General features: G+C 35.1%; 17 protein-coding genes. 12 read left to right on the top strand and 5 right to left on the bottom strand.

The window, feature by feature from the left end; all coding sequences use genetic code 11:
- Nucleotides 1–69: 69 nt before the first annotated feature.
- Nucleotides 70–615: a dihydrofolate reductase family protein gene (locus tag DOK78_RS13625; protein ID WP_207941758.1), complete on the top strand. Its 546-nt coding sequence runs from the start codon at nt 70–72 to the stop codon at nt 613–615.
- A gap of 179 nt (nt 616–794) precedes the next feature.
- Entirely contained in the window at nt 795–1,823 is a 1,029-nt protein-coding gene (locus DOK78_RS13620; RefSeq protein WP_207941759.1) for a glycoside hydrolase family 18 protein, read from the top strand.
- Between the two features lie 67 nt (nt 1,824–1,890).
- Here the strand turns inward: DOK78_RS13620 and DOK78_RS13615 are convergent, their stop codons facing one another.
- The 4 genes from DOK78_RS13615 to DOK78_RS13600 all read right to left on the bottom strand — a co-directional run bounded on the left by DOK78_RS13615 (nt 1,891) and on the right by DOK78_RS13600 (nt 3,847).
- A complete protein-coding gene (locus tag DOK78_RS13615) occupies nt 1,891–2,319 on the bottom strand; it encodes a GNAT family N-acetyltransferase (RefSeq protein WP_207941760.1) in 429 nt (142 codons plus the stop codon).
- A gap of 140 nt (nt 2,320–2,459) precedes the next feature.
- Complete coding sequence (locus DOK78_RS13610) at nt 2,460–3,011, bottom strand: NADPH-dependent FMN reductase (protein ID WP_207941761.1); 552 nt, start codon at nt 3,009–3,011, stop codon at nt 2,460–2,462.
- A 67-nt stretch (nt 3,012–3,078) separates the two neighbouring features.
- Nucleotides 3,079–3,288, bottom strand: coding sequence for a helix-turn-helix domain-containing protein (locus DOK78_RS13605; protein ID WP_207941762.1), 210 nt, complete (start codon nt 3,286–3,288; stop codon nt 3,079–3,081).
- Between the two features lie 13 nt (nt 3,289–3,301).
- On the bottom strand, nt 3,302–3,847 hold the full coding sequence (locus tag DOK78_RS13600; RefSeq protein WP_243430623.1) for a hypothetical protein: 546 nt from the start codon (nt 3,845–3,847) through the stop codon (nt 3,302–3,304).
- Nucleotides 3,848–4,048: 201 nt separating this feature from the next.
- Between DOK78_RS13600 and rpsP the strand changes: the two genes are divergently transcribed.
- The 7 genes from rpsP to DOK78_RS13565 all read left to right on the top strand — a co-directional run bounded on the left by rpsP (nt 4,049) and on the right by DOK78_RS13565 (nt 8,924).
- A complete protein-coding gene (gene rpsP, locus DOK78_RS13595) occupies nt 4,049–4,324 on the top strand; it encodes a 30S ribosomal protein S16 (RefSeq protein WP_207941763.1) in 276 nt (91 codons plus the stop codon).
- Nucleotides 4,325–4,335: 11 nt separating this feature from the next.
- Nucleotides 4,336–4,581, top strand: a complete 246-nt coding sequence (locus DOK78_RS13590; RefSeq protein ID WP_207941764.1) for a KH domain-containing protein — start codon at nt 4,336–4,338, stop codon at nt 4,579–4,581.
- Nucleotides 4,582–4,736: 155 nt separating this feature from the next.
- Complete coding sequence (locus DOK78_RS13585) at nt 4,737–4,997, top strand: hypothetical protein (RefSeq protein WP_207941765.1); 261 nt, start codon at nt 4,737–4,739, stop codon at nt 4,995–4,997.
- A gap of 37 nt (nt 4,998–5,034) precedes the next feature.
- The gene (locus DOK78_RS13580) at nt 5,035–5,943 is read left to right on the top strand and encodes a hypothetical protein (protein WP_207941766.1); all 909 of its coding nucleotides are present in this window, start codon (nt 5,035–5,037) and stop codon (nt 5,941–5,943) included.
- 131 nt (nt 5,944–6,074) lie between these two features.
- Nucleotides 6,075–6,935 carry a VOC family protein gene (locus DOK78_RS13575; protein WP_207941767.1) on the top strand — a complete coding sequence of 287 codons (861 nt, stop codon included), beginning with the start codon at nt 6,075–6,077 and terminating at the stop codon, nt 6,933–6,935.
- A 147-nt stretch (nt 6,936–7,082) separates the two neighbouring features.
- Nucleotides 7,083–7,760 carry an ABC transporter ATP-binding protein gene (locus DOK78_RS13570; RefSeq protein ID WP_207941768.1) on the top strand — a complete coding sequence of 226 codons (678 nt, stop codon included), beginning with the start codon at nt 7,083–7,085 and terminating at the stop codon, nt 7,758–7,760.
- Nucleotides 7,761–7,772: 12 nt separating this feature from the next.
- On the top strand, nt 7,773–8,924 hold the full coding sequence (locus tag DOK78_RS13565) for an ABC transporter permease subunit (protein WP_207941769.1): 1,152 nt from the start codon (nt 7,773–7,775) through the stop codon (nt 8,922–8,924).
- A 126-nt stretch (nt 8,925–9,050) separates the two neighbouring features.
- On the opposite strand, the gene DOK78_RS13560 is transcribed toward DOK78_RS13565, so the two are convergent.
- On the bottom strand, nt 9,051–9,644 hold the full coding sequence (locus tag DOK78_RS13560) for a TetR/AcrR family transcriptional regulator (protein WP_207941770.1): 594 nt from the start codon (nt 9,642–9,644) through the stop codon (nt 9,051–9,053).
- Between the two features lie 183 nt (nt 9,645–9,827).
- Here DOK78_RS13560 and DOK78_RS13555 point away from each other — a divergent pair, with 183 nt between their 5' ends.
- From DOK78_RS13555 to DOK78_RS13545, 3 genes are read left to right on the top strand one after another with little or no spacing between them, the layout of a single operon-like run.
- Nucleotides 9,828–10,712, top strand: a complete 885-nt coding sequence (locus DOK78_RS13555) for an ABC transporter ATP-binding protein (protein WP_207941771.1) — start codon at nt 9,828–9,830, stop codon at nt 10,710–10,712.
- 16 nt (nt 10,713–10,728) lie between these two features.
- Nucleotides 10,729–12,342: an ABC transporter permease gene (locus DOK78_RS13550; RefSeq protein WP_207941772.1), complete on the top strand. Its 1,614-nt coding sequence runs from the start codon at nt 10,729–10,731 to the stop codon at nt 12,340–12,342.
- Between the two features lie 50 nt (nt 12,343–12,392).
- Nucleotides 12,393–12,818, top strand: a complete 426-nt coding sequence (locus DOK78_RS13545; RefSeq protein WP_207941773.1) for a universal stress protein — start codon at nt 12,393–12,395, stop codon at nt 12,816–12,818.
- Nucleotides 12,819–12,828: the final 10 nt, after the last annotated feature.

Below are 12,828 nucleotides of genomic sequence, written 5' to 3'. Positions count from 1 at the left end.
TGGTACACTTTAAATTTGCAAGCCTTTTTTTCATATTTTTGTTAAACTTAGAGAAAAAGGAGGTCTATTATGCGTAAAATTGTATTTTATGGCGCCATCAGTTTGGACGGATTTTTAGCAGATGAACAGGATAATTTACAGTGGTTATTTGATACGGATTTAGCGGGCGTTTCCACCTATGAAGCATTTGATAAAGATGTAGATACCGTTGTTATGGGAAGAGTAACTTACGAGGAAACGAAGAAAATTTTAGGTGATGAAAACCTTTTTCCCGGTAAAGAAAAAATTATTTTTTCACGAACAGAAAAGGAAGAATTAGAAGAAGGACGTTATGTTTCTGGAGATACGGTCACAATTTTAGAAGAATTACAAAAACAAGCAGGCGATAGTATTTGGATTGTTGGTGGGGGTGGTTTATTTACAGAATTGGTTATGGCGGATATGATTGACGAATTTTGGATACAAATTGCACCAGTTCTTTTAGGAAAAGGGAAACGTTTATTTGAAGAAGGCAAGTACCGTAAACGGTTAGAATTTGTGGAAACTACACAAATGGGTGAATTAACAGAATTGCATTTTCGAAAAATAACAGCAAACAAGTCAAACACACGCTAGCTAAAAAACACATATTGAATAATTGAAACCCTTTTCTTAAGATAGACATTAAGGAAGGGGTTTTTTGAGTAAAAAAGAGAAACACCTATAACTCTACAAATGATGTCGCTTAATAATCCCTCCATGAGTATCAGTAACGTATCTTTAACGATCAAAAAAATAAAAAATGAGGTGTACACATGACAGAAGTAATTGCGTATCTAGATGACAACAAAGAGTGGACGAAAGAAGAGATTGTAGCAACGGATTTAACATGTATTAATTATGCCTTCGCCAATATTATCGGATTAGAGATTGTGCGTGACTTAAAGAAAATTCATTTGATTAATGAACTAAAAGCAGAGCATCCTCACTTAAAGACATGTATTAGCATTGGAGGATGGAGTGCAGATGGTTTTTCAGAAGGGGTAGCAACGAAAGAAAATCGCCAAATATTAATTAAAAATTTAATTGCCTATATGCAAAAATACCAGTTTGACGGCATTGATTTGGATTGGGAATATCCAGGAATGGATATTGCAGGAATTAAAGCTTCAGAAGACGATGCTCAAAATTTCTTGTTTTTTGTGCAAGAATTACGCTCTCAATTAGATGAGTTAGGTGCAAAAAATCAGAAGTCGTACTGGTTAACAACCGCAATTGGCGCAGAGAAAAAATTGTTGGATACTATGAGTCCAAATGATCGTTATGAATATATTGATTTTCTCGATTTTGTTAATGTGATGACTTATGATATGCGTGGTAGCTTTACTAAAACTGCTGGACATCACACAAACTTAGCATCTTATAGTCAATTAGAAGGCGAATTAAGCACACAACAAGCAGTAAAAAATTTACAGGAAAAAGGGGTTCCAGCTGATAAAATTGTCATTGGCGCAGCTTTCTATAGTCGCATGTGGACAGGGTTTCCTAAAGATGCAACACATCCAGTTGGGTGTCCAGCAGAAACATTTGGTAACCAAACAGAAAATTATCATTCTCTAAAAAATAAATTAGCGAATCATCCAGAATATGTTTTTTGGGATGATGAAGCGAAAGCGTCGTATTATTTTGATGGTCAAGAATTTATTTCCTATGATGATGCACAATCTATGAAAGAAAAAGCCCGATACGTTAAAGAAAATAACTTACGAGGGCTGATGTTTTGGGAATATTCTTTAGAGCTTGTAGACTTATTACCACCTGCTGCCGAAATTTTGCTTAGATAATCATATCTTGTACACCCTTGCAAATTGCAAGGGTGTTTTTGTCGATTGTGTTGAATAAGAGCTATGGTTACGTCCAAGTCATCACAAATTCAGATTCATTTGTATGCGCATCTAGTTGTTTCTTTTCGATGAGAAAATTTTCTGCTAAATAGAACTTCACAGCCTTATTATTTTTTTCGAAAACTGTTAGTGTAAGCTGCTCATGATTGGCTTTTGCTGCATGTAGTAGTTTTGTTCCAATCCCCAAATTTCTATAGGATTTCTCAACAAACAAACCTGCAATATAATTGTCCATCAGCCCGATAAATCCCAGAATTTTATCGTTGGTGGTATAAATATATAGTTCAGACTCGGGTAAAGTTTTTTTGACGAAGGGCAATTGCTCTTGCCAATAACGCTTATCGATGAAAGCGTGAGCGTCAAGATTACTATTTAGCCAAAGTGTTAGTAACTGAGCCAGTTGTTTCTCGTTTACTGTATGGAGTTTTTTCATCATAGCAAGCCTTCTTTCTTTTTTTAATTTATAGTATACCAAAAAAGAAAAGGTTATCTGAGAGTAGTTACTATTTCTATTTTCTACAAATAAAAAGTGAGTAGCAATTATCGCTACTCACTTTTTATTAATCAAATTAGTCTTTAAGCTAGTTTTTCAAAAAATTCAATATATTTGTTAGTAATTAATTGGAAGAAGTTAACAGTATCATCAATGAACGTACCATCTTCATTTAATAAATTGAGGACATTCCCAATATATGCTTCTGGTTGTTGCAATGTTGGCATATTTAAAAAGACTAGAGACTGACGTAAATGATGATTTGCACCAAAACCACTAACTGCGCCTGGAGAAACACTTACTACTAAAGCAGGTTTTCCATCCCAAGCACTTTCACCATAAGGTCTTGAACCAACATCAAGTGCATTTTTGATTGCTGCTGGAACTGAACGATTGTATTCAGGTGTAAAGAAATACACGCCATCAACTGTTTTTAATTCTTCTCTAAAACGTGTCCAGCTTTCTGGAACACTGCCTGCTACATCTAAGTCTTCATTGTAAAGAGGTAGATCGCCAATTTCTATAAATACTGCTTCATAGCCTTCTGGTAACAGATTTACAAATGTTTCTGCTGCTTTACGATTGAATGAATCCTTACGTAAGCTGCCGACGATAATGCCAATTTTTTTGCTCATGATAATTCCTCCTTTAAATGTTTACACTTGTATCTTACTAAAAGTTAGTTAAAAAGACAAAGAATAACTACTTTTCTTCTTGATATTCCAAAATATCGCCAGGTTGACAGTCTAAAGCTCGACAAATTGCTTCTAAAGTAGAAAACCGAACGGCATTGACACGTCCATTTTTTAGTTTTGAGAGGTTAACATTACTAATGCCAACTTTCTCAGACAATTCATTGAGACTCATTTTTCGATCAGCCATTACACGATCAAGTCGTGAAATAATCGCCATAGTCTATCCCTTTCTAAACAGTTTCATCCACTTCATATTGTAACACAGCACCGTATTTAAAGACTTCAATTAACAAAGAAACGCCGATTGCAAATAATAAACTGGCATCTATACCAATACGTATTTCAAAGGAGCGTGTAAAAATATATGAGATGATTGGATCAATAATCATTGGAGCAAGTGCATATACATAAAGCCAAAAAGCAATGTTATTCAGTTGTTGGATAATTTTTGAATCAAACACAGGCAAGCCATATGAAATTTTTTTAAATAATTGTTTCGTTTGATAAAAAATTATGATTAACAGTGAGTTATATAAAATTAAACGGGCAAGCGAAAGATTTCTCAACATTGTTTCTGATGTGGAATCAAAAGTTTGAGAATAGTTAAAGAAGAGACCAAAATTTTCTGATGATTTTTTTATATCAAAGGTTAGTGGATAATGAAAAAAGACTAACAAGATAAGGGCAATAACGGTAAGAAATACAAAAAGAAAAAATAAAAATTGAAAAATCAAAGCGAAAAATTTTGCTCGCTTTTGAATTTTTTGTAGATTCATCAAAAGAATCCCCTTTCTTTTTTATTTTATTTTAGCAGTTTATTTAATGAAAAACAATTAATAATTAACGTTTATCATTAAAAATAGAAAGAAATACTATTTTTTTGAAAAAAGTTCAACGTGTAAAGAAAAAACTCTTTACACCTTTGTCAAAACCTGTTAAACTAGCTCTTGTGATTAAAACCAATGGAGGTGTAAATAATGGCAGTAAAAATTCGTTTAAAACGCATGGGTTCTAAAAAGAGTCCTTTTTACCGTATTGTAGTAGCAGATTCACGTTCTCCTCGTGACGGACGTTTCATCGAAACAGTAGGTACTTATAATCCTTTAACAAACCCAGCTAAAGTAACAATCAAAGAAGACTTAGTTCTTGATTGGTTATCAAAAGGTGCGCAACCTTCTGATACAGTTCGTAACTTACTTTCTAAAGAAGGCGTTATGAAAAAACATCACGAAGCTAAATTCTCTAAGAAATAAGGAGATAAAGTATGAAAGATTTGACAGATTTAGTCTTAACAATCGTTCGTCCTTTAGTAACCCAGCCTGACAAAATTTCTTTAGAAATTGTGGAGTCAGACGATTTCTTTGAATATAATTTATCTGTTGCACCGGAAGATATTGGTCGCATCATCGGTAAACAAGGTCGTGTAGCAAAAGCTATTCGTACAATCGTTTATGGGGTGCGCACAGAAGGACCTAAAAAAGTTCGTCTAAATATCTTGGACGGTAAATAAGCATGAACACCAAGTTGTCTTAGTAGGATAACTTGGTTTTTTTGTTATTTTTTATGAGAAACGAATAAAAATTTTGTATGAAAAATCAGTCTTTAGCACCATGTTCCTTGACCAAATTCCAAGGATAATAGAAAATAAAGAGAGGAGGCGATTGAATGGAACAACTGATTGCTTTAGTTATCGTGATTTTACTTATTGTTTTTATTATCAAAGTTGGTTCAGCCATCTGGCGTTTATTAGGGATTTTATTGTTAGCCTTTCTTGTGTGGGTTTTCCGATCGGAAATTATGGCACAAATTAATGAATGGGCACGAATGTTAGGTTCTGAGAATTTCTTAGAACAGGCAAAACAGTTTTTTGTAAGTATTTTGGAAAAGTTAGTTCAATGGTTTGGTGACTTTATTAATCAATTTTAATCACCACTAGTGATAGACGAAAGAAGAGGCGAGAAAGATGAAAAAAATAGCATTCGTTGGTATTCCAATGTTTTTACTCTTATTGGTGGGATGCGGACAAACTAGCGAGAAACCAGGAGAAACAGTAACAACAAATGAAACCGAAGTAGCAGAAACAACTCAGACAAGCGATTCATCAAAAGCGGAATCCAGTATGAATACTACGACTGAGGAGTCAACGACAGCAGAAACGAATGCATCTACATCTAGCGTTGAATCAGAAACAACTAATACGTCATCAGCAACCAATACGTCAGTAACTGAAACGGAGTCATCTGAGACTACTGCGTCAAATGAAGAAACTCAAACAGATGCGATGACACAATTGCAAATGAATTTTCCAACCATTGCCTTTCCAACAAATGTTCCACATACACAGGGCAATGTCGTCAACGTAGCAAGTTCAGGTGATGAAAATCAATTGTCAGTTTTATATTATGATATGTCTACACCTATGATTTTGAACAAGCAGGAATTAAATTATGAAACACCGATTGCAGGTTTCCAACAATCAATTTATCCATCAGAAACAGAAGCGAAAATTGCAGTGGAATTACGGGTTGATATGAGTGGTCAGCCGGTTGATTTAGGCTATAACATTACGGGCTATCAACAAGGTGCTGCAGGTTCTTCCTATGTAGCATGGAAAGAGGGAAATTGGAACTTGCTGGTACGTGCAAATAACCTGGAACAACAAGATCCAGTAGCAATGGCTAAGCAAGTCGTAGAATATTTAGAAGTAGCCATGCTACCAGCACCGCAACACATTGGTCAAATCACTATCGATATGGGTGGTTCTGGCTATGAAACCAATCTAGTCACATGGCAAGTTAACAATGTCGTGTACACGATTAATCATCAAGATGCAATGGCAGCTTTACAAATGGCTGTTTCAACCTTGCAATAGACAAAATACCGTTGAAATTTTTTCAGCGGTATTTTTTTACTATAAATTGGCAAATGGCTAAGCAGATTTATAACACTTACATTTAGTAAGAGTTATAATGAGATGACAACAAATGAAAGAAGGGGTAAATGATGGGCATTCAACAAACAACATTTCAATTATCTGAACAAACACATCCAGGAATCGTTGCTTTAAAAGTAGCTGATTTACAAAAGATGACAAACTATTATCAAGGAATTGGTTTACAGATATTAGAAACAACGCCACAACAAAGTATTTTAGGAGTGGAACAAACACCGCTATTAATTTTAAACCAAATTGCATATCCTAATCCGTTAACTCGAAAAACCGGATTGTATCATGTCGCATTTGTATTACCAACTAGAAAAGATTTAGGAAATACTCTTTTTCACTATTTGACAGCGAAAGTGCCTATTTTGGGTGCAAGTGACCACGGGTACAGTGAAGCTTTGTATCTGACCGATCCTGAAGGAAATGGCATTGAAGTTTATCGAGACAAAGATATGTCAGAATGGGATATTCGTGAAGATGGAGAGATTGTCGGTATCACGATTGAAATGGATGCGGATGGTGTTTTAGCTGCGGGTGATCGCAGTCGCAAAGATTTTCCTGAGGGAACGAAAATTGGACACGTACATTTAAAAGTAGCTGATTTAGAAACAACTGAAACATTCTACACTGAAATTTTAGGTTTTTCATTAAAAAGTGATTTTGGGCAACAAGCTAAATTTTTTGCAGCGGGGAACTACCATCATCATATAGGAACAAATATTTGGAACGGCCGTCAGTTACCGCCAATGGATGAGAAAGATTTAGGTTTGGAATATGTTACCTTTTTAGTGAATAGTCAAGAAGAACTGGATAATTTAGAAACAAACTGGCAAGCAAAAGAAGTTCTTTATGAAAAGATAGACAATCAATTACAAATTATTGACCCAAATGGGATTAGTTTTTATTTTCAAGTACAGTAATCATACGCAATAGATAAAAAATGCGGAATAATTTCTTAAATAAAAAGAAATTGTTTCGTGTTTTTTGTTTGGATTTTGGAACATTGATGACTAGAAATAAGATTTAATGGTAAAATAAAACACAATAAGTCATAACGAGGTGAAAAAATGTTAGAAGTAAAACAAGTGCATGTCGCATTTAAAAATCAACTAATTTTAAAAAATGCTTCTTTTACTGTTGAAGACAGTATGATTGCTTGTTTAGTTGCACCGAATGGTAGGGGAAAAACAGCCTTACTTAATGTTATCTGTGGTTTAGTGCCTAGCAAAACAGGTGGTATTAAATGTAATGGTATTTCTTTACGTTCTAAACGTCGGGCTTTTTTACATCAATTATTTTATGTGCAAAGCACGGAAGATTTATTTGGAAATTTAACCGTGAAAGATCACTTGCGCTATGTGAAAAAAATGTGGCAATCCACAATTGATATTACAAAAGTATTAACACGAGTAGAGTTAACAAATAGTCAAAACAAGCAAATTCAGCAGTTGTCTTTGGATAAAAAACAACAAGTATTGCTAGCGATGGCGATTGTCAGTGACGCGCCTGTTTTGTTAATGGATGAACCTTTAAACGGTTTGGATGTTGAAGCTACACGAAAATTTGAAGAAATTTTTGTTGAATTGCGTGGACAAGGAAAAACAATCGTATTTGCCTCTCATCAGTTAGATAGTATCGAACGAGTAAGTGATAAATTATTATTTTTGAAAGACCAACAAATTCTAACCGTTGAAAATATGGGGCAAGATGTCGAAATGCAATATGGAGAAATGTATTTAACTTAGGAGATGAATGAAATGTTTGAACAAATGCGTATAGAAATGAAGCGCTATATAAAATCAAGGTTTGCATTCTTCTCCTTTTTATTATTAGCCCTTCTTTTTTTGGCAAGTTTATTTAGTGGTTTGGCGAAAGCAAACACGCAACAATTGACGATGTTGGGTGCCATTCAAGAAACCACTTCACAAGTAGAGGCGAAAGCAAATCAATTATCAAAAGACAAAAAAACAGAAGAATCAGATCGTGAAAAAGAACGATTAACATACTTAGAACCACTAATCTCAGCATATTCATCAACAGGAGATGCCCAAACCCGCAATGAGTTAAACTTAGCGTATGCCAACTTTAATTTGCAAGAATTTACAGCAGGGCGTCAAAAGGATATTCAGCTGATTCCATATCCAAATAAGGAACAAGAAATTACGCAAGCTTCCTTGCAACAAGATGTTTTATATTATCAATATCTTGTCGATCATAAATTAACCGAAGTTCCAGATAGCCGGAATCAACCAGCAGTGAATTATCTGTCAAACCAACTTATTTATCGGATTTCATCTATTTTATTATTTGCTTTTTTAGCCATTCAGGCAGCACATTTCTTTATGTTAGATAAACGACAAGGTTCGATTCGTTTTCTCAACGTGTTACCAATTTCTAAACATAAATTAGTCATGAGTAAAGTGTGGACATTCTTTTTACTGAATACAGGCTTATTTATAGTGGTGGCAGTTATCGCTTTAGTAGTAGTCACCCTTTTAAATGGATTTGGTCATTTAAGCACACCGATTGTTCAATCAATGGTTGGGAAAACGGATGTAGCAACTATAGGAGAATTCTTACTTGCATACAGCGGTCTGTTTATCGCAGGAGTTTTCTTCATATCCATGTTTAGTGCGTTTATTAGCTTGTTTACTCGATACTTTATTTCGCACATAGTTTGGATATTCGCTTTATTAGTCGTTGTACAATTTGGTTGGCTACAAGCGAACAATGCCCATGAATGGTTCTATTATCTCCCCTTCCATTATTTAGATATTTCAACCATGCTATTTGGTGAAACATCGATGTTTATGCATCCAATTGGATTAGGAGCAGTCATTTTAATTGACTGGGCAGTGGTCTTTTATGTGTGTATGTTACTCACATTTGGTTTCCGCAAACGATTATAAACAAACGTCTTATGTAGGGGTTATAACTACATAAGACGTTTTTAGTTAGGGAATGGAAGATGAGCAGATAGATAGTCCATTCGAATATATAGCATATAATTGGTGAACCAACACTTAGTGTGTGTTTTACTTGGGTGCCATGCCTGCTAAAAGGATTTCTGTCCATTCCTCACTATAAGGCAACATTCGTTCGTAGATAGTTGGGTGTGACATGCCTTCAACCAAAGATTGAAAATATAAAATTAAAAATTCATCTGAATATTTTAAGTCAACTTTGCCTTCTTTACGGCCACGGTGAAAGAGATCAAGGAGCATATCAATACTTTCTTTTGTATATTTTTCCATCAAGATAGATAAGCCGTTTTCGTTTTTTTCGGTCATATAAACCATCATGTCTAAATAAAATTGTTTGCTAATTTGATTAATTGCGCGCATTTTATTTTGGCTTAAGGCGATTAATGTTTCTTCAAATGGGAGATTTTTTTCCATTTCAGCATGGGCTTGTTGGCGAATTTGATCGATAAATACTGCAAACGTTTCATGGATCAATGTTTCCTTATTACCAAAATATTTAAAAATAGTGGTTTTACCAACATTTGCTTCTCTAGCGATGTCTTCGATCTTTAAAGATTGGATGCCTTGTTTCTGATTGATTAAGGTAAATGTAGCATCAATAATTTGTTGTCTTTTTTCTAACGTTCTTTTTTCAAATCCATTCATCAAATACCCTCCATTAACAAACTTTTTTTACCTAATTATTCGCAATTTTCTTTCCTATATAGTATAAGGAATAAATTACATACTTTCAAATGATTAAAGTTCATAACTTGATGAAAATTTGTTTGACCTTAGATTGGAAGCTCACTATAATGGGTGCATGCGTAAGCAAGGGAGGTTCAGAAAATGACAGAAGTAGTCAAAGTAAAAAATGTTCAAAAAAAATTCGGGAAATTCCAAGCATTGTCGGACGTTACATTTACTGTTGATGCAGGTGAAGTCGTTGGATTTATTGGTCCAAATGGTGCTGGGAAATCAACGACTATTCGGATTTTATTAGGAATTATCAACCGTCAAGCAGGAGAAGCTCAAATTTTTGGGAAAGATGTTTGGAAAGACAGCCTTGACATTCATAAACGAATTTCCTATGTGCCTGGTGATGTAGCTTTATGGGGAAGTCTAACAGGTGGCGAAATTATTGATTTATTTATGAAATTGCATGGAGGTGGAGACCAGCAAAAACGAGACGAATTGATTCAACGGTTTGAACTGGATCCCAAGAAAAAAGCGAAGAGTTATTCGAAGGGAAATCGACAAAAAGTTGGGTTGATTGCAGCATTATCTGTTCACTCCGATTTATATATTTTTGATGAACCGACATCTGGTTTAGACCCGTTAATGGAAGCTGTTTTTCAAGACGAAGTAGAAAAGTTAAAACATGCAGGTAAGGCAATTTTACTTTCGTCTCATATTTTAAGCGAAGTGGAACGTTTAGCAGACAAAATTGTAATTATTCGTCAAGGTAAGGTCGTTGAAACAGGAGTACTAAATGAATTACGCCATTTAACACGTTCAACAATCACTTTAGAAACAATCCAGACAATCAGTGATTTTGCACGAGTGGTTGGAGTGCATGATTTTCAACAACAAGATGAACATAGTGCAGTTTTTTCAGCTGATAATCATTTTATTAATGACATCTTAGTTGAAGCTACCAAATTAGGTGTGAAAAAATTTGAATCTGTCCCTCCAACGTTAGAAGATTTATTTATGCGTCATTATGAAGGATAGCTTAGGAGGGGAATAAATGAATGAAAAATTTGCTCGTAGCGGAGTATTATTTGTCCAATATTTGAAAAGAGATTGGACAAAAATTATTTTTTGGCTCATTGGATTAGGAATTTTTTCTGGTGGTTTTGTACCAGCCTTTGAAGAAATTTCTAAAGGGCAAGGCTTAGTTGGGATGTATGAAACACTGAAAAATCCTGCGATGATTTCTATGGTAGGTCCTACTGCTGCAAAAACCGCTACCGATTACACGATTGGTGCTATGTATGCTCATACGATGTTACTTTTTTGTGCACTATTTGCGATGATTGTTACTGCTTTGCATGTGGTTAGTCATACACGTAAAGAAGAAGAGTTAGGTTTAACCGAGTTGATTCGTTCTTTTCAAGTGGGGCGCCAAGCTAATTCGTTAGCAGTTGTTTTTGAAATTATTCTCATCAATAGCATATTAACAATCATCATTGCTGGCATGATGGGATTTTTCCAAGTATCATCAATTGATTGGGAAGGTTCATTTTTGTTTGGTTTATCGATTGGTGTAGCAGGTATTTTTGGTGGTCTACTGGCACTCGTTTTTGCTCAACTTATGCCGAATTCATCCGGAGCAACTGGCATAACTTTGGGAATAATCGGAGTGCTTTATATGGTACGTGCAGGAACGGACGTCTCTAACGAGGATTTGACAGCGTGGAATCCGCTAGGTTGGACCTATCTAACGTATCCTTTCACTGAAAATAATTGGATGTATCTTTATTGGTTACTGATAGGTACGTTAGGCTTATTTATCTTAGCGGTACTTCTAGAGAATTATCGGGACATGGGTGCTGGTTATCTGCCTGAAAAAACAGGGCGAGCGTATGCTAAACGGTCGTTGCTTTCTATTCGTGGTTTTTTGATTCGGATTAATCAGGGAATGATTGTGGGTTGGCTGGTTGCTTTTGCAGCATTAGGTGTTGCCTATGGATCAATTTATGGCGATATGCAGAAATTTTTAGATAGCAATGAGTTGATGAAACAAATGTTTACGCATACTGGAACTTCGATTGAAGCTTCTTTTACCAGCACGATTGTTGTTGTTTTAGTGATGTTCGTGGCTATTTTACCGATTGCGATTATCAACAAATTGTTTGCCGAAGAAACCCATTTACGCTTTAGTCAACTTTATGTAACGAAAGTAACGCGAGCAAAATTATTTGTGACAACTATGCTTTTAGCAATGCTAGTTAGTATCATTGGTATTTTTCTATCTGTTAGTATGCTCGGCGGAAGTGCTCTTTATGTAATGAATGAGTCTGCTACTATCACCGTTTATGATTTTCTAGCAGCTGGCTTTAATCTTTATCCAGCAGTATGTTTTTTCATAGGATTATCCGCTTTTCTTTTAGGCTGGTTTCCAAGATTAGGCATGGTGAGTTATATTTATTTGAGTTATGCGTTCATATTGGATTATTTTGGCGGAATTTTAGATTTACCTGATTGGTTTGCGAAAACAGGAATCTTTAAGTGGCTACCTAAATTACCAATGGAGGCTTTTGATGGTGTAGCTTTCAGTAGTATATTGGCAATTAGTGTTTTACTAGTAATACTTGGATTTTATGGATACAAACACCGCGATTTATTGGAAGGTGCGTAGCTTTTTTGTTAAAATAAAAGAAGAAGCTATCCGTAGAAAGGGTGTTAATGGTGCATAAACATATATTAGTAGCAATTGATGGTTCAGCGATGGAAAGAAAAGTGATTGCGAAAGCTGTAGAAGAAGCAAAATTAAAAGAAGCCAGTTTGACAGTCGTACGAATCTTAGATACTCCTAGCTATTTATTAAATTCACCGCGTTTGATGAAGATGATGGAAGGAACACGCAAGTATTTAGTAGAAGAGTTAGCCAGTATTAAACAAGAGATTGCTCAAACATTACCTGAGGACAGTCTATCAGTGATTGTTTCATATGGTAATCCTAAACAACAAATTATTGCTTATGCTACCGAACCAGAACGAGCAATTGATTTAATTATTATTGGTGCAACAGGCGAATCTGAAGAAACACTCGCTGGTTCTACGACAACATATTTAATTAATCGTGCGCCATGTGATGTGCTGGTTGTACGCTAAAAAAGTGACG

This window comes from Enterococcus sp. DIV2402 (assembly GCF_017426705.2).
Lineage (GTDB): Bacteria > Bacillota > Bacilli > Lactobacillales > Enterococcaceae > Enterococcus_F > Enterococcus_F lowellii.
Note: the sequence above shows the minus strand (reverse complement) of the source record. Positions and strands in the feature narration are given on the sequence as shown.